This is a genomic window from Burkholderia sp. BC1, from assembly GCF_052683555.1.
The window spans coordinates 1-21,366 of sequence record NZ_JBQYLP010000013.1 but is presented as its reverse complement, the minus strand read 5'-3'; the positions used below and the strand labels follow the sequence as shown (position 1 = coordinate 21,366).

General features: G+C 69.9%; 22 protein-coding genes, 1 other RNA gene and 1 riboswitch. Of the genes, 11 read left to right on the top strand and 12 right to left on the bottom strand.

The features are described 5' to 3' along the window. Positions 1-3: 3 nt before the first annotated feature. Positions 4-1,098 carry an LPS export ABC transporter permease LptF gene (gene lptF / locus ACSHSS_RS08855; protein ID WP_006398580.1) on the bottom strand — a complete coding sequence of 365 codons (1,095 nt, stop codon included), beginning with the start codon at positions 1,096-1,098 and terminating at the stop codon, positions 4-6. Positions 1,099-1,220: 122 nt separating this feature from the next. Between lptF and ACSHSS_RS08850 the strand changes: the two genes are divergently transcribed. Genes ACSHSS_RS08850 through ACSHSS_RS08840 form a run of 3 tightly spaced genes read left to right on the top strand, consistent with a single transcriptional unit; the run spans position 1,221 to position 3,994 of the window. Continuing rightward, positions 1,221-2,732, top strand: coding sequence for a leucyl aminopeptidase (locus ACSHSS_RS08850; RefSeq protein WP_006398581.1), 1,512 nt, complete (start codon positions 1,221-1,223; stop codon positions 2,730-2,732). A gap of 34 nt (positions 2,733-2,766) precedes the next feature. Continuing rightward, the gene (locus tag ACSHSS_RS08845; RefSeq protein WP_445544838.1) at positions 2,767-3,183 is read left to right on the top strand and encodes a DNA polymerase III subunit chi; all 417 of its coding nucleotides are present in this window, start codon (positions 2,767-2,769) and stop codon (positions 3,181-3,183) included. A 25-nt stretch (positions 3,184-3,208) separates the two neighbouring features. Beyond that, the gene (locus tag ACSHSS_RS08840; protein ID WP_445544837.1) at positions 3,209-3,994 is read left to right on the top strand and encodes a DUF2486 family protein; all 786 of its coding nucleotides are present in this window, start codon (positions 3,209-3,211) and stop codon (positions 3,992-3,994) included. An 80-nt stretch (positions 3,995-4,074) separates the two neighbouring features. Here the strand turns inward: ACSHSS_RS08840 and ACSHSS_RS08835 are convergent, their stop codons facing one another. Together ACSHSS_RS08835 and ilvD are read right to left on the bottom strand one after the other, a co-directional pair. Next, positions 4,075-4,401, bottom strand: a complete 327-nt coding sequence (locus ACSHSS_RS08835; RefSeq protein WP_253574581.1) for a c-type cytochrome — start codon at positions 4,399-4,401, stop codon at positions 4,075-4,077. A gap of 152 nt (positions 4,402-4,553) precedes the next feature. Further along, positions 4,554-6,227 (bottom strand): dihydroxy-acid dehydratase, encoded by a 1,674-nt coding sequence (gene ilvD, locus ACSHSS_RS08830; RefSeq protein ID WP_445544836.1) that lies wholly within the window; start codon positions 6,225-6,227, stop codon positions 4,554-4,556. 144 nt (positions 6,228-6,371) lie between these two features. On the opposite strand from ilvD, the gene ACSHSS_RS08825 reads away from it, so the two are divergent. Both ACSHSS_RS08825 and lgt read left to right on the top strand, forming a co-directional pair. Beyond that, positions 6,372-7,283: a LysR substrate-binding domain-containing protein gene (locus tag ACSHSS_RS08825; protein WP_445544835.1), complete on the top strand. Its 912-nt coding sequence runs from the start codon at positions 6,372-6,374 to the stop codon at positions 7,281-7,283. 89 nt (positions 7,284-7,372) lie between these two features. Continuing rightward, positions 7,373-8,266 (top strand): prolipoprotein diacylglyceryl transferase, encoded by an 894-nt coding sequence (gene lgt / locus ACSHSS_RS08820; RefSeq protein ID WP_006398588.1) that lies wholly within the window; start codon positions 7,373-7,375, stop codon positions 8,264-8,266. Between the two features lie 121 nt (positions 8,267-8,387). Here lgt and ACSHSS_RS08815 read toward each other — a convergent pair whose 3' ends face one another. The 5 genes from ACSHSS_RS08815 to ACSHSS_RS08795 form a co-directional block, all read right to left on the bottom strand. After that, the gene (locus ACSHSS_RS08815) at positions 8,388-9,128 is read right to left on the bottom strand and encodes an SIMPL domain-containing protein (protein ID WP_006398589.1); all 741 of its coding nucleotides are present in this window, start codon (positions 9,126-9,128) and stop codon (positions 8,388-8,390) included. Between the two features lie 179 nt (positions 9,129-9,307). Next, the gene (locus tag ACSHSS_RS08810) at positions 9,308-9,769 is read right to left on the bottom strand and encodes an EVE domain-containing protein (protein WP_006398590.1); all 462 of its coding nucleotides are present in this window, start codon (positions 9,767-9,769) and stop codon (positions 9,308-9,310) included. Between the two features lie 147 nt (positions 9,770-9,916). Then, a non-coding RNA gene (ssrS, locus tag ACSHSS_RS08805) (6S RNA) lies at positions 9,917-10,098 on the bottom strand. 82 nt (positions 10,099-10,180) lie between these two features. Beyond that, the gene (locus ACSHSS_RS08800; RefSeq protein ID WP_006398591.1) at positions 10,181-10,495 is read right to left on the bottom strand and encodes a cell division protein ZapA; all 315 of its coding nucleotides are present in this window, start codon (positions 10,493-10,495) and stop codon (positions 10,181-10,183) included. Continuing rightward, positions 10,492-10,842 (bottom strand): ATPase, encoded by a 351-nt coding sequence (locus ACSHSS_RS08795; protein ID WP_445544834.1) that lies wholly within the window; start codon positions 10,840-10,842, stop codon positions 10,492-10,494. The genes ACSHSS_RS08800 and ACSHSS_RS08795 overlap by 4 nt, the downstream gene beginning before the upstream one ends. A 165-nt stretch (positions 10,843-11,007) precedes the next feature. Beyond that, positions 11,008-11,261: riboswitch (cobalamin riboswitch) on the top strand. A gap of 507 nt (positions 11,262-11,768) precedes the next feature. On the opposite strand from ACSHSS_RS08795, the gene ACSHSS_RS08790 reads away from it, so the two are divergent. Genes ACSHSS_RS08790 through cobC form a run of 5 tightly spaced genes read left to right on the top strand, consistent with a single transcriptional unit; the run spans position 11,769 to position 16,040 of the window. Continuing rightward, positions 11,769-12,782 carry a FecCD family ABC transporter permease gene (locus tag ACSHSS_RS08790; protein ID WP_105841303.1) on the top strand — a complete coding sequence of 338 codons (1,014 nt, stop codon included), beginning with the start codon at positions 11,769-11,771 and terminating at the stop codon, positions 12,780-12,782. Continuing rightward, positions 12,779-13,594: an ABC transporter ATP-binding protein gene (locus ACSHSS_RS08785; RefSeq protein ID WP_105836913.1), complete on the top strand. Its 816-nt coding sequence runs from the start codon at positions 12,779-12,781 to the stop codon at positions 13,592-13,594. The genes ACSHSS_RS08790 and ACSHSS_RS08785 overlap by 4 nt, the downstream gene beginning before the upstream one ends. 52 nt (positions 13,595-13,646) lie before the next feature. Further along, the gene (gene cobT, locus ACSHSS_RS08780) at positions 13,647-14,702 is read left to right on the top strand and encodes a nicotinate-nucleotide--dimethylbenzimidazole phosphoribosyltransferase (protein ID WP_059844080.1); all 1,056 of its coding nucleotides are present in this window, start codon (positions 13,647-13,649) and stop codon (positions 14,700-14,702) included. Next, positions 14,695-15,468, top strand: coding sequence for an adenosylcobinamide-GDP ribazoletransferase (locus ACSHSS_RS08775; RefSeq protein WP_006409915.1), 774 nt, complete (start codon positions 14,695-14,697; stop codon positions 15,466-15,468). The genes cobT and ACSHSS_RS08775 overlap by 8 nt, the downstream gene beginning before the upstream one ends. Further along, positions 15,453-16,040: an alpha-ribazole phosphatase gene (cobC, locus tag ACSHSS_RS08770; protein WP_105775768.1), complete on the top strand. Its 588-nt coding sequence runs from the start codon at positions 15,453-15,455 to the stop codon at positions 16,038-16,040. Before ACSHSS_RS08775 ends, cobC begins: the two co-directional genes overlap by 16 nt. A 67-nt stretch (positions 16,041-16,107) precedes the next feature. Here the strand turns inward: cobC and ACSHSS_RS08765 are convergent, their stop codons facing one another. From ACSHSS_RS08765 to cobU, 4 genes are read right to left on the bottom strand one after another with little or no spacing between them, the layout of a single operon-like run. Then, a complete protein-coding gene (locus tag ACSHSS_RS08765) occupies positions 16,108-17,025 on the bottom strand; it encodes a cobalamin-binding protein (protein WP_445544833.1) in 918 nt (305 codons plus the stop codon). Next, positions 17,022-18,041, bottom strand: a complete 1,020-nt coding sequence (gene cobD / locus ACSHSS_RS08760; RefSeq protein ID WP_445544832.1) for a threonine-phosphate decarboxylase CobD — start codon at positions 18,039-18,041, stop codon at positions 17,022-17,024. Before cobD ends, ACSHSS_RS08765 begins: the two co-directional genes overlap by 4 nt. Beyond that, positions 18,034-18,978 (bottom strand): adenosylcobinamide-phosphate synthase CbiB, encoded by a 945-nt coding sequence (gene cbiB, locus ACSHSS_RS08755; RefSeq protein ID WP_059782686.1) that lies wholly within the window; start codon positions 18,976-18,978, stop codon positions 18,034-18,036. Before cbiB ends, cobD begins: the two co-directional genes overlap by 8 nt. Next, on the bottom strand, positions 18,972-19,568 hold the full coding sequence (cobU, locus tag ACSHSS_RS08750; protein WP_445544831.1) for a bifunctional adenosylcobinamide kinase/adenosylcobinamide-phosphate guanylyltransferase: 597 nt from the start codon (positions 19,566-19,568) through the stop codon (positions 18,972-18,974). The genes cbiB and cobU overlap by 7 nt, the downstream gene beginning before the upstream one ends. Positions 19,569-19,645: 77 nt before the next feature. Between cobU and ACSHSS_RS08745 the strand changes: the two genes are divergently transcribed. After that, on the top strand, positions 19,646-21,151 hold the full coding sequence (locus tag ACSHSS_RS08745; protein ID WP_445544830.1) for a cobyric acid synthase: 1,506 nt from the start codon (positions 19,646-19,648) through the stop codon (positions 21,149-21,151). Positions 21,152-21,366 lie beyond the last annotated feature (215 nt).

Sequence of the window (21,366 nt, the reverse complement as noted above, 5' to 3'; positions counted from 1 at the left end):
CGATCATGCTCCCGAGCGGCCGAACAGCGCGCGTGTGAAAAGCGGGCGATTGCGCACCCGCAGCCAGAAGATGAACGCGACGATCGCCGCGACGACCACGTGCAGCGCGACGAGCCCGACGCCGAACGACATCTTGCCCTGCTCGATCTGCGCCTGCACGACGTTCAGCAGGTTCGAGTAGGTCAGGTAGATCAGCACGGCCATCACGAGGTTGATCGTGCGGCTGCGGCGCGGGTTCTGATAGGCGAGCGGAATGCCGAGCACCATCAGGTTGATCGCGATCAGCGGCAGGCCGGCGCGCCACGCGAATTCCGCGAGGTTGTCGCGCGTCGGGTTGCGCAGCAGCTCGGGCGTCGGCGTGCTGCTCGTGGTCGGCACGTTGACGACCGGCTTGCTCGTGATCTTCACGCCGTAGCGCTCGAACTCCATGATCTTGAAGTTCGGCTGGCCGGGCGTGCCGTCGTAGCGACGGCCGTCCTCGAGCACGACGAAGCGGTCGCCGTCCTTCGTGGTTTCGGTGTGGCCGGTCTGCGACACGACGACGTTGACCTTGCCGTTCTCGGTGGACGTGACGAAGACGTTCTGCACCTTGCTCTGGTCGGGCGTCATCTTCTCGATGAAGAACACGCGATGGTTCGACGCCGATTCGCGGAACTGGCCGGGCGCGAGCAGCGAGATCTCGTCGCGCTGCTGGAAGCGCGCCTTGATCAGCCGGCTCTGCTGGTTCGACCACGGCCAGCCGACGAACGCGAAGAACGTGATCAGCACGATGATCGGCGTCGCGAACACGCCGATCGGCTTGATGAGCCGCGTGAGGCTCACGCCCGAGGCGAGCCAGACGACCATTTCGGAGTCCCGGTACCACCGGGTCAGCACGAACAGGATCGACACGAACAGCGTGACGACGAGCATCACCGCAAGATAGCCGATGACGGTCAGGCCGATCAGCACGAGGACGTCCTTCGGGTCGACTTCGCCGGACGCGGCATAGCCGACGATGCGGATCATCATCGTCGTGAGCATGATCGTGAGCAGCACCATGAACACGGCACCAGCCGTATACGCAAGCTCGCGCTGGAGGGAGCGTTCGAAGATCATTCTTGAAGAGAAGAGGGCGGGAGGCAGCGCCCGCGTGGTGCGGCGCTCGCGCCGCCACGGGAAAAATAGCGGATAATTGCGGCTTTCATCCTTAGCCCAGATTTTATCCGAGGACAAGCGCGATGGACTTTAGCATAAAAGGCTGTGATTGGAGCAAAGGCGAGGCGAAGGGGTTCCTGACCGGGAAGTCCGACTGCATCGTGCTCGGCATCTTCGAAGCGCAGACGCTGTCGGGCGCAGCGCTGGACATCGACACGGCCACCAAGGGACTGATTTCGCGCGTCGTGAAGGCCGGCGACATGGACGGCAAGCGCGGCAAGACGCTGTTCCTGCCCGAAGTGTCGGGCATCGGCGCGTCGCGCGTGCTGCTGGTCGGCCTCGGCAAGCAGGATGCTTTCAACCAGAAAGCCTACAACGACGCCGTCACGGCCGCATGGCGCGCGCTGCTCGCGACGAAGGTCGTCCAGGTCACGTTCACGCTCGCGCAGCTGCCGGTCGACGAACGCGGCTCGGACTGGGGCGTGCGCGCGGCGATTCTCGCGCTGCGCAACGAAACCTACCGCTTCACGCAGATGAAGAGCAAGCCGGAACCGGTCTCGCATACGTTGAAGCGCGTCGTGTTCAGCGTCGAGCCGGCCGACGAGAAGGCCGCGAAGGTCGCGGTCAAGCAGGCCGTCGCGCTTGCGAACGGGATGGATCTGACCCGCGACCTCGGCAACCTGCCGGGCAACGTCTGCACGCCGACCTATCTCGCGAACACCGCGAAGCAGCTCGCGAAGGACTGGGGGATGAAGGCCGAGGTGCTCGGCCTGAAGCAGATCCAGGCGCTGAAGATGGGCTCGTTCCTGTCGGTCGCGCGCGCGTCGGTCGAGCCGCCGCAGTTCATCGTGCTGCACTATCAGGGCGCCGCCGCGAAGGCCGCGCCGATCGTGCTGGTCGGCAAGGGCATCACGTTCGACACGGGCGGCATCTCGCTGAAGCCGGGCGAAGGCATGGACGAAATGAAGTACGACATGTGCGGCGCCGGCTCGGTGCTCGGCACGATCCGCGCGGTCGCCGAGATGGGGCTGAAGCTGAACGTCGTCGGCATCATCCCGACCTGCGAGAACATGCCGGGCGGCAACGCGACGAAGCCGGGCGACGTCGTGACGAGCATGAAGGGGCTGACGATCGAGGTGCTGAACACCGACGCCGAAGGCCGCCTGATCCTGTGCGACGCGCTCACGTACGCCGAGCGTTTCAAGCCGGCCGCGGTGATCGACATCGCGACGCTGACGGGCGCGTGCATCATCGCGCTCGGCCACCACAACAGCGGGCTGTTCTCGAAGGACGACGCGCTCGCGGGCGAGCTGCTCGACGCGTCGCGCGAGGCGAACGATCCGGCATGGCGTCTGCCGCTCGACGACGAGTATCAGGATCAGCTGAAGTCGAACTTCGCGGATCTCGCCAACATCGGCGGGCGTCCGGCCGGCAGCGTGACGGCCGCCTGCTTCCTGTCGCGCTTCACCGAGAACTACCCGTGGGCGCACCTCGACATCGCGGGCACCGCGTGGAAGAGCGGGGCGGCGAAGGGCGCGACCGGCCGTCCGGTGCCGTTGCTCGCGCAGTTCCTGATCGACCGCGCCGGCCAGTAATGGCGCGAGCGACGACGATGCGGGTACGCGGGTCATGACGCGGATCGATTTCCATTCGAACGTCGGCGATTCGGTCGCGTATGCGTGCCGGCTGCTGCGCAAGGCCTACCAGGCGGGGCAGCCGGTCGTCGTGGTCGCGGAGCCCGCGCGCCTGCGCGCGCTCGACGAGCGGCTGTGGACGTTCTCGCCGCTCGACTTCATTCCGCATTGCGGCGTCGACAGCGCGCACGCGGCCGGCACGCCGATCGTGCTCGCCGCCGACCTCGACAAGGCGCCGCATTACCACGTGCTGCTGAACCTCGGCGCGGCCGTGCCCGCGCAGTTCGCGCGCTTCGAGCGGCTGCTCGAAGTGGTCGGCAATGCGCCGGACGAACTGGCCGCAGGCCGCGAACGCTATCGCTTCTACCGCGATCGCGGCTATGCGCTGAACAATTACAAGCAGGGCGGCTAGCCGAAACCGTCGACGGAGTGCTCGCGTGACACAACCCGAACCATCCTCGATTCCGACGCTGACCGACGTTCTCGTGCCGGGCAGGCCGGAACGCGCGCCGGCGCGCGAAGCCGATGTGCAGCCGCAGCCGCTGCAGCCGTCACAGCCGTCACAGCCGTCACACTCGCCGCACGACGACGCGGCGCTGCCGCTGCTGACCGACGTGCTCGTGCCGGGTGGCCCGGTGGCGGCGCCGGCTGGCGTGCCGGCCGCCGCGCCGGAAGCCGAAGCCGATCCCGAAGGCGTCGCCGTGCATCCGGTACCGACCCCCGACGTGCCGGCAGTCGAATGGCCGCCCGCCGAGGCGGCGACGGCGCGCGATGCCGATGCGCCGGCCGAGCCGGGCGCCGCGCAGCAGGTCGTCGCGCAAGACGCGGCGATGGGTGCGCCGCTGCCGTCGACATTGGCCGCCGACATGCCGTTTGCGGATGCCGCCGATGCAGCCGCCCGGTCGCCGGGCCGCCCGGCGGCTGAAGACGCGCTGCCTGAGGCCGTCGTGCCGGCCGCCGACGCGCCGGCGGCGGTGCTGACGGCCGAGGATGCGCAGCATATCGCCGAGCGCCTGCGCAACCGTCTGACCGCCTATCTGACCGGCGCGGGGCGCGACGCGATCGAAGCGCGCTGCCGCGAGGCGCTGCACGACCATTCGGCGTGGCTGGTCGGCCAGATCACGCGCGAAGTGGCGCTGGCACTCGAAACCGAGGTGATGGACTGGGTGCGCGACGCGGTCGACGAGGAAATCGCGCGGCGCCGCGGCACGCGTTCCGACTGAACGGCGGGCGGGCCACGCCGGCGCAACGGCGATGCGGCCGCATGTCGAGCGCGCCGCAGCCGGTTTTCATCCGATTCGGATCAGTGCAGCGACATCACCCATTGCGCGAGCGTATGCGCTTCGGCGCTCGTCAGCTGCGTATTGGCGGGCATCGGCACGGTCCCCCACACGCCGACGCTGCCCTTCACGATCGACTGCGCGAGATAGTCAGCCGCATCGCCGCGCGGCGCATAGCGGCGCGCGATGTCGTGGAACGACGGGCCCATCAGCGGCTTGCCGACCGCATGGCAGGCCATGCAGTTCTTGCGTTGCGCGAGCGTCAGTCCGTCGGCCTGCTGCGCCGACGCGGCCGCCGCGCCGCCGGCCAGCAGCGTCGCGAGCAGCGCGCGCAATATCGTTTGTTTCATGCGGTTCTCCGCCGGCGGCACGGCCGGCTTCACGGTCCGCGCATTATAAGAGCAAAGAAGACGCCGGTTCGGCGCGCGGCGGGCGGGGCGGGGACGGACGGACTGCCGCACCGCCGCACCGCCGAAAACAGCCCGCATGACGCGGCCGCACGTTACCCCGTGACCGCACCCCGATTCGCCGGCCGTGCGAGCGCGGCATACTTGGCGAGCACGCCGCGCGTGTAGCGCGGCGCCGGCTGCTTCCATGCGGCGCGGCGGCGCGCGAGTTCCGCATCGTCGACGTTCAGCTGCAGCAGCAGCTTATGCGCGTCGATCGTGATCGAGTCGCCTTCCTGCACGAGCGCGATCGTGCCGCCGACGAACGCCTCGGGCGCGACGTGGCCGACGACCATCCCCCACGTACCGCCGGAGAAACGACCATCGGTGATGAAGCCGACCGATTCGCCGAGCCCCTTGCCGATGATCGCCGACGTCGGCGCGAGCATTTCCGGCATGCCGGGCCCGCCTTGCGGGCCGAGATAGCGCAGCACGAGCACGTCGCCGGCGCGGATCTTGTCGCCGAGGATCGCGTCCATCGCGCTTTGCTCGTCGTCGAACACGCGCGCCGGGCCCGTGATCACCGGGTTCTTCAGGCCGGTGATCTTCGCGACCGCGCCGTCCTCGGCGAGATTGCCCTTCAGGATCGCGAGATGGCCTTCCTTGTACAGCGCGCGCTCGATCGGGAAGATCACCTGCTGATCGGCGCGCGGCACGGACGGCACGTCCTTCAGCTCTTCGGCGATCGTGCGGCCGGTGATCGTGACGCAGTCGCCGTGCAGCAGGCCCGCATCGAGCAGGATCTTCAGCACCAGCGGAATGCCGCCCGCACGGTGCAGGTCGGTCGCGACATACTGGCCCGACGGCTTCAGGTCGCAGATCACCGGCACGCGCTTGCGGATCCGCTCGAAGTCGTCGATCGTCCAGTCGACCTCGGCCGCATGCGCGATTGCGAGATAGTGCAGCACCGCATTGGTCGAGCCGCCGGTCGCCATGATCAGCGACACCGCGTTCTCGATCGACTGCTTCGTGATGATGTCGCGCGGCTTCAGGTCGCGCTTCACCGCTTCGACGAGCACACGCGCCGATTCGGCCGCCGAATCGACCTTTTCCTGATCGGGGTTCGCCATCGTCGACGAGTACATCAGCGACATGCCGAGCGCCTCGAACGACGAGCTCATCGTGTTCGCGGTGTACATGCCGCCGCACGAGCCCGACGTCGGGCACGCGTTGCGCTCGATGCCCTCGAAATCCTCGTCCGACATACGCCCGGCCGTGAATTCGCCGACCGCCTCGAACGCCGAGACGATCGTCAGATCCTTGCCTTTCCAGTGGCCGGGGCGAATCGTCCCGCCGTACACGTAGATGCCCGGCACGTTCAGCCGCGCGAGCGCGATCATCCCGCCCGGCATGTTCTTGTCGCAGCCGCCGACCACCACGACGCCGTCCATCCATTGGCCCTGCACGCAGGTCTCGATGCAGTCGGCGATCACCTCGCGCGACACGAGCGAATACTTCATCCCTTCGGTGCCCATCGACATGCCGTCCGAGATCGTGGGCGTGCCGAAGATCTGCGGATTCGCGCCGGCCGCCTTGATCGCCTCGACGGCCGCGTCGGACAGGCGCTGCAGCCCCGCGTTGCACGGCGTGATCGTCGAATGCCCGTTGGCGATGCCGATCATCGGCTTGTCGAAATCTTCCTTCTGATAGCCGAGGGCGTAATACATCGAACGGTTCGGCGAGCGGGCGACGCCTTGCGTGATGTGCTTCGAGCGACGGTTGTACGACATGGGGAGCTCCATCGATTGTTGTGGGGCCGGACCGATCGCGCGGGTGCGCCGTGCGGTGCGGCTCGAACAAGGATGGCGTTTCCGTTTTCGCGTGTCCAATATATTATTTGTCGCTTATTAAGTGCTTTTGCGAATGAGTGAGCGATGGCCGAACCGACGCCCGACCTGCGCCAGTGGCGCTATTTCGTGACCGTCGCCGACGAGCGGCATTTCGGCCGCGCGGCCGAGCGGCTGTCGATCACGCAGCCGCCGCTGTCGCAGGCGATCCGCGCGCTCGAGGACGCACTCGGCGTCGCGCTGTTCGCCCGCACGAAGCGCTCGGTCGCGCTGACGGCGGTCGGCGCGGCGCTGCTGCCCGACGTGCGGCGCCTCCTCGCGGCGGCCGATGCGCTGCCGCCGCTTGCGCGGCGCCTCGCGCGCGGCGAGGCCGGTTCGCTCGCGCTCGCGTTCGTCTCGACGGCCGACTACGGGCTGCTGCCGTCGCTGCTGCGCGCATTCGGCGCGCGCTATCCGCAGGTGCGCCTGCAACTCGCGGAAGCGACGAGCGACGTGCAGATCGACGAGCTCGTCGCGGGCCGCATCGACGCGGGGCTCGTGATTCCGCCCGTGCCGCCGCGTCATGCGGCCGGGCTGTCGTATCTGCCGGTCGTGCGCGAGCCGCTCGTCGTCGCGATGCCGGCGGGCGCGTCCGACGCGTCGGACGCGCCCGTGCACCTCGCCGAGATCGCCGCGCTGCCGCTCGTGATCTTTCCGCGCCGTTTGGCGCCCGGCTTTTATGACATCATTACGGGCTGCTACGGCGCGGCCGGCGCGATACCGCGCATCGGCCAGGAGGCGATCCAGATGCAGACGATCGTCAGCCTCGTGTCGGCCGGCATGGGCGTCGCACTGGTGCCGCAATCGCTGCGTAACCTGCGGCGCACCGGCGTGGTCTACCGGCCGCTCGCCGGCGACGCGCCCGTCGTCGAGACGGGCCTCGTCTGGCGCACCGGCGACGTGAGCCCCGTGCTGGCCGCGTTCATCGAGGTCGTGCGTGCGCAGGCGCTCGCCGCCTGACGTGAACGATGGCGCGCGTGTGCCGTCCAATGCGCGGTGCCGCGCGTCGGCGGGCGCCGTGCCGCATTCGAAAACTTCATCGCTAATCCATGATCATTCACCCGAATTTCGACCCCGTTGCGATCCACCTCGGGCCGCTGGCCGTGCGCTGGTACGGCCTCATGTATCTCGTCGGCTTCATCGCGGCGATCGTCGTCGGCCGGATCCGGCTGAAGCTGCCGCACGTCGCTGCGCAGGGCTGGACCGCGAAGGACATCGACGACATGCTGTTCTACGGCGTGCTCGGCACCGTGCTCGGCGGCCGGCTCGGCTACGTGCTGTTCTACAAGGCCGGCTTCTACCTGTCGCATCCGCTCGACGTGTTCAAGGTGTGGGAAGGCGGGATGTCGTTTCATGGCGGCTTTCTCGGCGTGACGCTCGCGATGGTGCTGTTCGCATGGCAGCGCAAGCGCCACTGGCTGCAGGTGACCGACTTCGTCGCGCCGATGGTGCCGACGGGGCTCGCCGCGGGGCGGCTCGGCAACTTCATCAACGGCGAGCTGTGGGGCCGCGTGACCGATCCGGGCGCGCCGTGGGCGATGCTGTTTCCCGGCGCGATGCGCGACGATGCGGCATGGCTGCCGAAGCATCCGGAGCTCGTCGAGAAGTGGCATCTCGCCGACGTGTTCATGCAATACCAGATGCTGCCGCGTCATCCGTCGCAGCTCTACGAAATCGCGCTCGAAGGGATCGCGCTGTTCTTCGTGCTGTTCTTCTTCGCGCGCAAACCGCGGCCGATGGGCGCCGTCTCCGCGCTGTTCCTGATCGGCTACGGCCTCGCGCGCTTCACCGTCGAATTCGCGCGCGAGCCCGACGATTTCCTCGGTCTGCTTGCACTCGGGCTGTCGATGGGGCAGTGGCTGTCGCTGCCGATGATCGTCGCGGGCATCGCGCTGATGGTGTGGGCGTATCGGCGCCGCCGCACGGCCGCGGCCGCCGCGTAACGCGAGCCGATGCGGCGCCGATGCGCGCAAGCGCGCGTATCGGCATCGCGCAACAAAAAACGCCGGCCTGCGGGCCGGCGTTTTTGCATGTTGCTGGCGCGGCGCGACCCGCGCGCTACGGTTACTTCATCTGCACGGAACCGTTGACCGTCACCGACACGGTCGCCTTGCCGCCTTCGACCGCGATCGGTGCGCTCATCTTCGCGCTGTCCATCGGTGCGGCGGCCATCGCCATCATCCGCGGATACGGCTGCACGTTGCGGCCGCTGCCGACGTTCACGTCGCGGATCGTATAGCTGCTGTAGCCGAACGCTTTTGCCGCCTCGTCCGCGCGCGCACGGAACGACTTGATCGCTTCGGTCGTGAGCTTCTGCTCGGCCGCACGCTGCGCTTCCGGCGACAGCGAGAACTCGACGTTCGCGACCTGCATCAGATTCGACAGCTGGCCCGCGAGCTTCGACGCCGCCGCGAAATCGCGCGATTCGAGCACGACTTCCGTGCGGCCGCGCCATGCGGAGATCTTGCCGTCGCGATCGGTGCTCGGATAGACGGAGAACGCGCCGGTGTGCGCGGATACGCCCGACACGCCCTTCGCCTGCGCGAGCGCGGCGTCGGCGCGCTGATTCAGCGCGGACGTCAGGCTGCCCGGATCCTTCGCCTGTTGTTCGTAGAACAGCGTGATGTGGATGATGTCCTGCGGCACGTCGGCGCTCGCCTGCGACGACAGCGACAGCACGCCGGCCGGTTCCGGGAAGTGAGGATTCACGGCCTGCGCGTGCGCGGCAGGCGACGCAAGCGTCAACGCGACGGGAACGGCGGCGGCGAGCGCGAGCGACAGCGCGACGGCGGATTTCTTGGTCATTGTTGGACTCTCCTTATGCGAGGGCGCGCACGCGGTTCGCGCGTGCGCGACGCGGGCTGGCCGCGCAACGAAAACGCTGCCGCACCCGATCGGCCCGGCAGCGGATGCTTAGGCCGCGCGAGCGCGTTGCGAGTTCCGCCGCGGCGACGCGAGCTGACGGGATTTGACGTTCGACAACGTCACTTCATCAGCTTTTCGGTGATGAATTTCCATTCGGCGCGCGTGACGGGCGTGATCGACAGCCGATTGCCGCGCGCGAGCACGCGCATGTCGGCCAGCTCGTCATGCTCGCGCAGCGCGGCGAGCGATACGAGCGGCGTCTTCTTCACGAAGCGCACGTCGACGAGCAGCCAGCGCGGCGATTCCGGCGACGATTTCGGATCGTAGTACGGGCTCTTCGGATCGAATTGCGTGGGATCGGGGTAGGGCGTCGACGCGACTTCGGCGAGACCCGCGATGCCCGGCTCGGGGCAGCTCGAGTGATAGAACAGCACGCCGTCGCCGATCTTCATCGTGTCGCGCATGAAATTGCGCGCCTGATAGTTGCGCACGCCGGTCCACGGCAGCGTGCGTTGCGGGGCGTGCGCGAGATCGTCGATGCTCGCTTCGTCCGGTTCGGACTTCATCAGCCAGAATTGCATGGATCGTAATCGACGCAAAAAGAGGCAGTGTGAGGGCGCTCGCGATCGGCGCGTGCACGCGTGGCCGCGATGGCGCGCGTGCGCAGGCGATACGCAGACGGACCCTGAAAAAGGAAACGGCATCGGGACTCGCCCGATGCCGTTGGATAGGCCCCCGCCTTAGCCGCTAGGCCGGCATCCTGAACCTGAGGTTCAGAATTGGTCGCAGTTAGCAGCACTTCGGGTACATCAGACAGAGTGACGCGCGCGCCCGTGCTACAAATTTCCGCAACCGTGCACATGGCATTGGTTCAAGGAATATATGACCTTGGCGAACCAGGCAGGGAAGCTGACTGAACTGTGAATCGTTGCGCCAATTTGACCACCGTTGATCGTGGAGATCAAGGGGAATCGACGCATCGATTCGAAGATTTATTGCGTCTCGTGCTGTGCGAGCACCGCACCGAGTTGTTCGTTCATCTGGCGCATTGTACGCCGGATTTCCTCGGCCGGAAATGCTTCACCGTGCCGCACGCTCGTTTGCAGTCGCAGCAATTCCGACGCGAGCGACAGCGCGGCCATGACCGCAATGCGATCGGTGCCGCGCACCGAGCTGTTGGCGCGGATCTTCGACATTTCCGCGTCGACGCGCGCGACCGCTTCGAGCAGCGCCGCTTCCGTTTCGGCCGAGCAGGCGAGACGATAACTCTGACCGAGAATGGAGACTTCGATCTGCTTCGTGCTCATGCATGTTCTCCGTGGCTGGCCGCGTCGTCGCTATCGGTGTGCGCCTGCGCATCCAGCAGGTCGAGCTGGTTGTCGGCTTGCTCCGCGCTCTTCGTGCGCGGCAGCTTTTCGAGGATCGCGTTCAGTTTGACTTGCGCGTCGTCGATCTTCGCCGACAGCGTGTCGCGTTCGGCCTCGAGCGCATTGCGTTCGTCGCGCAGCTGCGCGAGTTCCGCACGCACCGCTTCCGCTTCCGCGCGCAGTTGCGCGACCTGCTCCTCGAGCGCGAGCCGTTCCGAGTGATAGCGCTTGTTCAGCGAAATCAGCCGGCCAATATTTTGAGATAGGGTTTCGAGTTCGTTGAGCATCTGCTGCGTCCTCTAAAGACCCAGCATTTTAGCGCGGAATAACGCGCATTCCGACATCTGTAACGTTTCCAGTCGTAACACCCCTGCTTCTTGCTGCGAATCCGCGGATCGTGCGCGGGATTCGCGCTTGGCAGGCGCGATTCTTGACGCTCGCGCGGCCCGCTCCTAAACTGGCGCCGCCTCGGTGCTCGCGCGTGACACGCGCGGTTAAACGGGAAGCAGGAATGCGCGCGTTCGCCGGGACGCCGCTCACCTGCGCTGCCCCCGCAACGGTAAGCGGCCGCGTCGTTCGATGCAGGCCGGCTCGGGCGCGTTTCGCGTGCAATGCACGCAAGCGCGGGCCACTGCGCGTTCGTTCGCGCGGGAAGGCGAGCCGGTGCGCCGCCAGCCCGGATACCGGCCGAGGCGGGAAGCCCGTGCGGGCTTCGTGACGCGCGGCCTGCGGGGAGGCGGGACGCGCAGTGCTTCACGGGACTTTCTTCGATGCCGACCCCAATCGTCCGCCTGGCGCCGCGTGCCGCGTGCGGCTTCGCCGTTCGCTGCGGCGGCGTTCGTGCTCGCGTCTGCGCTTGCGCCGGTGCGTGTGCATGCGTGCGGGGCGGGCGCCATGGTGCGCGTCGCTCTGTGGGCGGCGGCCGCTCCCGTGCAGCGGCGCCGCAGCATCGACCTTGGCTCGCGCACGCGGCCACATGCTCGAGCTGCGGCCGACGTCGGCGCGGCAGCGTCGATGCCGGCGCTTTCCTCTATATTGCGCAGATCGTGCGCGGCCGCCGCGCCGCGCACCTCGCTTCGCCAACCCGCCCGACAAGGACGATTCGTTTGCCGATTACCGTGACTTCCCGCGCCGCCGCGCCCGTGCCGGCTGCGGCCATCGCGCGCATTCGCGTGCACATGCAGCGCGCGGCATGCCGTTCGCGGTGCGCCGCATGAACGCGCGTCGCGCCGCCGCGATCTGGGCCGCGCTCGCGGTAGCCGCCGTGCTGCTGCTCGTCGCGTCGCTGTCGATCGGCAGCGTGCCGATGTCGCCGTGGCAGGCGCTCGCTGCACTCGTGCCGCACGGCAGCGACGCGACGGGCGATGCCGCGCTGTTCGCCGACATCGTGCGCACGCTGCGGCTCCCGCGTGCGTTGGCCGGCTTCGCATGCGGCGCGTTGCTCGCGCTCGCCGGCGCGCTGCTGCAGGTGCTGCTGCGCAATCCGCTCGCGGAACCGTACGTGCTCGGCGTGTCGGGCGGCGCGGCCGGCTTCGCGCTCGTCGCGATGATTGCCGGCGGCGCGTGGTGGCTCGTCGATGCATCGGCGTTCGCCGGTGCGCTCGTGTCGATCGCGCTCGTGCTCGGGCTCGCGCGTCGCGAACTGTGGCGCGGCGAATCGCGCGACGCATCGCCGCGGCTGCTGCTGACCGGCGTCGTGATCGCCGCCGGCTGGGGCGCGCTCGTCACGCTGCTGCTGTCGATCGCGCCCGATGCGCGGCTGCGCGGCATCCTGTTCTGGTTGACCGGCGATCTGAACGGCGCGAGCGCGCCGTGGTTCGCCTGGGGTGCGTTGCTGCTCGCGGCGGCCGTCGCGCTGCCGGCCGCGCCGCAGCTGAATGTGCTGCTGCGCGGCGACGCGGCGGCGCTCGCGCTCGGGGTGCCGGTCGCGCGGCTGCGCGTGCGCGTCTATCTCGCCGCATCGCTCGCCGCCGCGGCCGCGGTCACGACGGCCGGCACGATCGGCTTCGTCGGCCTCGTCGTGCCGCACGCGCTGCGGCTCGCGTTCGGCAACGATCAGCGCATGCTGTTGCCCGCCGCGATGCTCGCGGGCGGCAGCGGCGTGATGGCGGCCGACCTGCTCGCGCGCAGCGCGATCGCGCCCGCGCAATTGCCGGTCGGCGTGATGACCGCGCTGATCGGCGTGCCGGTGTTCCTGTGGATGTTGCTGAGGAGGCCGACACGATGACGGCGGCCATATTCGATGCCGCAGAACAAGGCGCCTACGCGGCGCGCGACCTGACGCTGAAGGCCGGCGCACGCACGCTGCTGGCGGCGTTCACGCAGGTGTTCCGGCCCGGCGAAATCTGGTGCGTCGCGGGCCCGAACGGCGCCGGCAAGACGACGCTGCTCGCGACGCTGGCGGGGCTGCGGCCGCCGGCCGGCGGCAATGTCGAGATCGACGGCCGGCCGTTGTCCGCATGGCCGCCCGCGCAACTCGCGCAGCGCCGCGCGCTGATGCCGCAGCAACTGCACGACGCATTCAGCGCGACGGTGTTCGACACGGTGCTGCTCAACCGCTTTCCGTATCTCGGCGGCTGGGGCTGGGAGCGCGACGGCGACCGCGAGGCGGCGCGCGCCGCACTCGCGACGTTCGGTCTCGGTGCGCTCGCCGGGCGCGACGTGCTGTCGCTGTCGGGCGGCGAGCGGCAGCGCGTCGCGCTGGCCGCGACGCTGTGCCAGGACGCGCCGCTGATGCTGCTCGACGAGCCGCTCGCGCATCTCGATCTGCATCACCAGATCGACTGCCTGACCGCGCTGACCGACTGGGTTCGCGCGCGGCCGCGCACGGTGCTGTTCTCGTGCCACGACCTGAATCTCGCGCGACGTTTCGCGACGCACGCGCTGCTGCTCGACGGCCGCGGCCAGGCATGGTCGGGGCCGGTATGCGACGTGCTCACGCCCGAACGGGCGAGCGACGCGTTCGGTTATCCGCTCGTGCTGATCCGTGAAAACGGCCGCGATGCATTGCTGCCCGCGTGGCCCGAGCGACGCGCATGATTTTCATTGTTCCCGCGTACGGCGCAAGCCGTGCCGACGAGGCTTCCCTTCGATGACCACTCCGACCGAATTCCTTCCGCCGATCGCGCCGCTCGACGAAGCGCTGCGCAAGCGCCTGCAGCACGTGATCGACCATAAGACGAAGCCGCCCGGCAGTCTCGGCCAGCTCGAGGCGCTCGCGTTGCAGATCGGGCTGATCCAGCGCACCGAGCAACCGCGCGTGCAGCGTCCGGCGATGATCGTGTTCGCCGGCGATCACGGGATCGCGGTCGAAGGCGTGAGCCCGTATCCGCAATCGGTGACCGCGCAGATGGTCGCGAACTTTCTCGCCGGCGGCGCGGCGATCAATGCGTTCTCGGGCGTCGCGCAAAGCGAGCTCGAGATCGTCGATGCGGGCGTCGCGTCGCCGTTGCCGGCGTCCGAGCGGCTCGTGTCGCTGCCGATCGGCCGCGGCACGCGCAATTTCGCGGTCGAGCCGGCGATGACGCGCGACGATGCGATGGCGGCGCTCGCGGCCGGCGCGGCGCGCGTGCGTCATCATGCGGCGCTCGGCACGAACGTGATCGGCTTCGGCGAGATGGGGATCGCGAACACGTCGGCGGCCGCGTGCCTGATGAGCCGCCTGCTCGACGTGCCGATCGACGCGTGCGTCGGACGCGGCACCGGTCTCGACGATCAGGGCCTCGCGCACAAGCGCGCGGTACTTGCGCGTGCGCTCGCGCGGCACTCGCACGCGGTCGCGCCGCTCGACGTGCTCGCGACGTTCGGCGGTTTCGAGATCGCGATGATGACGGGCGCGTACCTCGCGGCCGCGAGCGAGCGGATGACGATCCTCGTCGACGGCTTCATCTCGACGTCCGCGCTGCTCGTCGCCGAGCGGCTCGCGCCGGGCGTGCGCGACTACTGCGTGTTCTCGCACGCATCGCACGAGGCCGGCCACCGGCGAATGCTCGAGCATTTCGGGGCGAAGCCGCTGCTCGCGCTCGACCTGCGGCTCGGAGAAGGGACGGGCGCCGCGCTCGCGCTGCCGCTCGTGCGTGCGGCCGCCGCGTTTCTCGCCGAGATGGCGAGCTTCGAATCCGCAGGCGTCGACAATCGTGATGCGTGAGCCGGCCCGCGGCGTGCGCGCGGAAGTGCGGTATTTCTTCGTCGCGCTCGGCTATTTCACGCGCGTGCCGGTGCCGAAGGCGATCGGCTACGCGGCCGGCGATCTCGACCAGGCCGCGCGCTATTTCCCGCTCGTCGGCGCCTGCGTCGGCGCGTGGGGTGCGCTCGTCTATCTCGCCGCGCTGCGCGTGCTGCCGGCGTCGATCGCTGTCGGGCTGTCGATGGCCGCGACCTTGCTTGCGACGGGCGCGTTTCACGAGGACGGTCTCGCCGACAGCTGCGACGCGTTCGGCGGCGGCTATACGCGCGACGACGTGCTGCGCATCATGCACGACTCGCGGATCGGCACGTTTGGCGCGGTCGCGCTGATCGTCGCGCTCGGCCTGAAGTGGCAGGCGCTGGCCGCGATGCCGCCGCTGCGCGCGGCGTGGACGATGATCGCCGCGCATGCGGCGAGCCGCGCGGCGGCGGTGAGCCTGCTGCTGTCGCTCGACTACGTGCGGCCCGAAGGCAAGGCGAAGCCGGTCGCGCAGCGGATGAATGCGCGCGCCGCGTGCATGGCGGCCGCATTCGGTCTGCCGTGGCTGTTCTGGCCGGACTGGCGTGCGGGCGTCGCGGCGCTCGTCGCACTCGCGCTCGTGCGCGCGTGTGCGGCGCGCTATTTCGTGAAGCGGATCGGCGGCTATACGGGCGACTGTCTCGGCTTCGCGCAGCAGGCGAGCGAGCTCGCGATCTATCTGGTGATGCTCGGATGGATGTCGTCCTGATCCGTCATCCGGCCGTCGCGGTCGCGTCGGGCGTCTGCTACGGACGCACGGACGTGCCGCTCGCCGGCTCCGCCGACGCGGCCGCGCGCCTGCTGCACGATCGGCTGAGCGCGCTCGGCGCGCCGCTGCCCGCGTGCATCGGCACGAGTCCGCTCATGCGCTGCGCGACGGTCGCCGACCGGCTCGCGCACGCGTGCGGCGTGCCGTGCGAACGCGACGCCGGCTGGCAGGAACTCGATTTCGGCGCGTGGGAAATGCAGCGCTGGAACGACATCGATCGTGCGGCGCTCGATGCATGGGCCGCCGATCTGATGCATGCGCGTGCGCACGGCGGCGAAAGCGTCGCGCAGTTTGCCGCACGCGTCGCGCAACGCGCGGACGCGATCGCGCGGCTCGGCCTCCCGCAATGGATCGTCACGCATGCGGGCGTGATTCGCGCGTTCGCGTCGCATGTGTTGCGCGTACCGCTCGACACGCTGCTCGCGCGGCCCGTGCCGACGGGCGGCATCGTCTGGCTGCGAGCGGACGATGGCGGCGATGCGTGGGACGTCGTGCAATGGGACGACGCGTAGCGCGGTATCGGCACGGCATGCGGCGGCATCACGCGCCGGCGCGCAGGACAGCGGCCGCGATCGTCTTTCAGTGCGCCGGCCGGCGCGTGCGTGCAACCTCGAGGTCGGTACAGAGCGCGGCTGCGCCGTCCGCGATGCGCGGCGCGGGCCGCGTCAGCAGATCGCCGTCGATCGCGAACAGGTTGTTGCGCGCGACGGCCGTCATCGCGGGCCATGCACGCCAGCGTTCGAGGCTCGGCAGCGCCTGATCCGAGCGCGTCGCGCCGCCGCTCGTCGTCACGATCGCTTCCGGATTCGCGGCGAGCACCGCTTCGTCGGTGACGGTCGGCACGAGCGGCTTCAGCGACGCGAACACGTTGCGGCCGCCGCACAGCGCGATCACGTCGCTGATCAGATGCGTGCCGTTCAGCGTCATCAGCGGCCGGTCCCATGCCTGGAAGAACACCGTGACGGGCGCGCGCGCCGCGTAGCGTGCGCGCAGGGCCGCGATGTCGCGCTCGAACGACGCGGCCGCCGCATCGGCGGCCGGCTGCGTGCCGAGCAGCGTGCCGAGCCGGCGTAGCGACGACGCGATGTCGTCCAGATGCTTCGGATCGCTGAAGAACAGCGGAATGTGCAGCGCACGCAGCGCATCGGTCTGTCGCTCGGCATTGCCGTGCCGCCAGACGACGATCAGATCCGGCCGCAGCGCGGCGATCCGCTCGAGGTCGAGCGCCTTGTTGTCGCCGACGCGCGGCACCGACTTCGCGGCCGGCGGATAGTCGCTGTACGTGACGGTGCCGACGAGCTTCGCGCCGCCGCCCGCTGCGTACACGAGTTCGGTCACGTGCGGCGCGAGGCTGATCACGCGTTGCGCGGGCGCGGGCAGCGTCACGGTCAGGCCGGCGTCGTCGCGTGCGCTGACGTCCGCGTGTACGAGCGGTGCATGCGCGAGCAGCGCGAGCATGGCTGCGGGCAGCAGCCGGCGAAACGGGCGGCTGTTCATGCGGATGCGCGCTCCAGCATCGGCACGCATTGCGCGAGCGCGTCGGCGATGCGCTGCCATTCGGCTTCGCTGCCCGGCAGCCCGATGCGCACGCTCGACGGCTGCGCGAAGTAGCGCGTCCAGATGCCGCGCGTCGCGAGCGCCGCGTGCAGCGCCGCCGCGCGCGTGTCGTCGGTCCAGCTGTACAGCGGCGTCGCGCGCACCGCGAAGCCGTGCGTGCGCAGCAGCGCGGCGAGTCGCGCGCCGTCGGCCGCGAGCCGTTCGCGCGCGGCGGCCTGCCAGGCGCGATCGGCGAACGCGGCGGCGACCGCGTGGCGCGCGGGACCGCCGACCGTCCACGCGCCGAGCAGCGCGCGCAGCGCGCCGATTTGCGCGGGGTGCGCGAGCACGAAGCCCGTGCGGATGCCGGCCAGACCGAAGAACTTGCCGACCGAGCGCAGCACGACGAGACCGGGCCGATCGGCGTAAGGCGCGAGCGAATCGACGGCGCCGGTATCGGCAAACGCTTCGTCGACGATCAGCGTGCCGCCGCGCGCAGCGAGTTGCGCATGCCAGCCGAGCAGGCGCTCGACGGAAACCGTTTCGGCGGTCGGATTGTTCGGGTTGCCGACGATCGCATGGCGCAGCGTGGCCGGCAGCGTGTCGGCGGCGATGTCGAGCGGCACGACGCGATGGCCGTGCCGCGCGAATGCCGGCGCATATTCGCCGTATGCGAGCGGCGCGACGCCGGCGTCGCCGGGCGGCAGCAGCGCGGGCAGCGCGCGGATCGCAGCCTGGCTGCCGGCGACGGGCAGCACGTGCGCGTCGTCGCGCGCGCCGTAGTAGCGCGCCGCGCAGCCGGCAAGACCGTCGCCGTCGTCGGGCAGCCGCCGCCATGCGTCGGCCGGCACCGGCGGCACCGGGTAGCCGAGCGGATTGATGCCGGTCGACAGGTCGAGCCATGCATCGTAGGGAATGCCGTAGCGGCGCGCGGCTTCGTGCAGATTGCCGCCGTGCGCGATCGGAGTATCAGACATGATGAGCGGCCATGACGAGCGCGGCGCTCGCGACGAGCAGCGCGAGCCACAGTGCAAGCGTGCGCGTGACGAGCGAGAGCGCGGCGACGACGTGCGCGGCCGTCGCGTGTGCGCCGGTACCGAGCGCGGGGCGATCCTCGAGCGCGCCGTGATAGACGGCCGGGCCGCCGAGCCGCACGTTCAGGCTGCCCGCGCCGGCCGCCATCACGGGGCCCGCGTTCGGGCTGTCCCAGCGGTGCGCCTGCGTGCGCCAGCAGCGCCAGGCGGCGGCCGTGTCGCCGAGCAGCGCGTAGCTCGCTGCGGTCAGACGCGCGGGGATCCAGTTCAGCGCGTCGTCGATGCGTGCGGCGGCCCAGCCGAACGTCGCGAAGCGTGGCGTGCGGTAGCCCCACATCGCGTCGAGCGTGTTCGCGAGGCGGAACAGCAATGCGCCCGGGCCGCCCGCGACGACGAACCAGAACAGCGCGCCGAAGATCGCATCGTTGCCGTTTTCGAGCGCCGATTCGACGGCCGCGCGCGACAGCGCTTCTTCGTCGGCCGCACTCGTGTCGCGCGACACGATGCGCGCGGTCAGCGTGCGCGCGGCGTCGAGGTCGTGGCGCAGCAGCGCGGCGGCGATCGGCGCGACATGGTCGGCGAGGCTCTTCGCGCCGAGCGCGAACCAGAGCAGCGCGACGTGCAGCGCGGCCGCGAGCGGCCACGGCAGTGCGGCCGTGAGCAGGGCGGCGAGCACGACCGGCGGCACGACGGCCGCCGCCCATGCGGCCACGCCGGCGACGCGACCGCGCCGGCCGGTGTTCAGCGCGGCCTCGATGCGCGCCGCGAGCCGTCCGAACGCGACGAGCGGATGCCAGCCGGCCGGCTCGCCGAATACGCGGTCGACGAACGCGGCCGCGACCGCGAGCATCGCGACGATCGGCAGCGACAGCATCAGCATGTCGGCGCTCCGGGCTTGATGTCGAGCGGCAGGCCCGCGACGAGCAGCGTCACGCGCGTCGCGAGCGCCGCGATGCGCTGGTTCAGCCGCCCGAGTTCGTCGACGTAGCGGCGCGTGACCGAGCCGAGCGGCACGACGCCGAGGCCGATCTCGTTGCTGACGACGATCACCTTCGCGCGCGCGCCGCGCAGCGCCGCGTCGAGCGCATCGACGTGCACCGCGTAGCGTGCCGCGTCGAGCGCATCGACGTGCACCGCGTAGCGTGCCGCGTCGAGCGGTTCGCCGTCGGCCGGGCACAGCAGGTTCGCGAGCCACAGCGTCAGGCAGTCGACGAGCAGGCATGCGCGCGGATCGTCGAGTTGCGCGAGCGTCTCGGCGAGCGCGACCGGCGCATCGGCGAAGCCCCAGTCCGCGGGCCGGCGCGCGCGATGGTGCGCGATGCGGCTCGCGAATTCGGCATCGTCGGCCGTCGCGGCGGCCGTTGCGATGTAGGTGACGGGGCGGCCGCTGTCGGCGGCGAGCCGTTCGGCGTAGGCGCTCTTGCCCGAGCGCGCGCCGCCGAGAACGAAGGTGAGGTCGTGCGGAATCATCGCGTGATTGTAACGGCGCCGCGCGTCGCGACGCGGGCGATAATGCCGCCTTTGCGTCGCTCCGGATTTTTCTCACGATGAATGCACCCGACCTGCTGCCGCGCGGCACGCTGATGATCCAGGGCACGACGTCCGACGCGGGCAAGAGCACGCTCGTCGCGGGCCTGTGCCGCCTTGCGTGCCGTGCCGGCGTGCGCGTTGCGCCGTTCAAGCCGCAGAACATGGCGCTCAACAGCGCGGTCACGGCCGACGGCGGCGAGATCGGCCGCGCGCAGGCGCTGCAGGCGCTGGCCGCGGGCGTCGCGCCGCATACGGATTTCAATCCGGTGCTGCTGAAGCCGACCAGCGATCGCGGCGCGCAGGTGATCATCCACGGCAAGGCGCGCGCGAACCTGAACGCGCGCGCGTATCACGACTACAAGCCGGTCGCGTTCGATGCGGTGCTCGAATCGTACGCGCGGCTGCGCGCGGGTTACGACGCGGTGATCGTCGAAGGTGCCGGCAGCCCGGCCGAGATCAACCTGCGCGAAGGCGACATCGCGAACATGGGCTTTGCCGAGCGCGTCGACTGTCCGGTCGTGCTGGTCGCCGACATCGACCGCGGCGGCGTGTTCGCGCATCTCGTCGGCACGCTCGCATGCCTGTCGGACAGCGAGCGCGCGCGCGTGCGCGGCTTCGTGATCAACCGCTTCCGCGGCGATATCGCGCTGCTGGAGCCGGGCCTCGACTGGCTGCGCGCGCAGACGGGCAAGCCGGTGTTCGGCGTGCTGCCGTACCTGCACGGGCTGCTGCTCGATGCCGAGGACATGCTGCCCGCGCAGGCGCGCAGCGCGGCCGCGCGCAGCGACGCGGGCGTGCTGCGCGTCGTCGTGCCGGCGCTGCCGCGCATCAGCAATCACACCGACTTCGATCCGCTGCGCGCGCATCCACAGGTCGAATTCACCTACTGGAAGAGCGGCCCCGTGCCGAACGCCGACCTGCTGATCCTGCCCGGCTCGAAAAGCGTGCAGCGCGATCTCGCGTGGCTGCGCGCCGCCGGCGGGGAAACGGTCATCCAGCGCCATCTGCGCTACGGCGGCAAGGTGATCGGCATCTGCGGCGGGATGCAGATGCTCGGCCGCACGCTCGATGATCCGCTCGGCCTCGAAGGCGCGCCCGGCAGCGTGCCGGGGCTCGGGCTGCTCGATTTCGCGACGACGCTGCAGCCCGACAAGACGCTGAAGAACGTGACCGGGCGCCTCGCGCTGCCGGGCGCCGCCGCGGTACACGGCTACGAAATCCATATGGGCGAAACGCGCGGGCCCGCGCTCGCGTCGCCGGCCCTCGAGCTGGCGGAAGACGGCGCAGCGGCGGGTGGCATGCGTGCGGACGGCGCGCTGTCGGCGGACGGGCAGATTCTCGCGACCTACGTGCACGGGCTGTTCGACGCGCCCGACGCATGCACGGCGCTGCTCGCGTGGGCCGGGCTCGACCGCGCCGAACGGATCGATTATCCGGCGCTGCGCGAAGCGTCGCTGGAGCGGCTCGCGGACACGTTCGCCGCGCATCTGGACCTCGGCGCGCTGTACGCGGCGTTTCGCTGAGTCGCGCGGCGGCGGGCGGGGGTGGGGCTCGGCGCGGCTTGTCCCGGCTCGGCTTGGTTGGCCTGGCCTAGCTCAGCCCGGCTCGGCTTGGCTTGGCTTGGCTCGGCTTGGCTTGGCTCGGCTTGGCTTGGCTTGGCTTGGCCCGGCCCGGCCCGGCCCGGCCCGGCCCAACCCGGCCCCACCTGTCTCTTATACACATCTCCGAGCCCACGAGA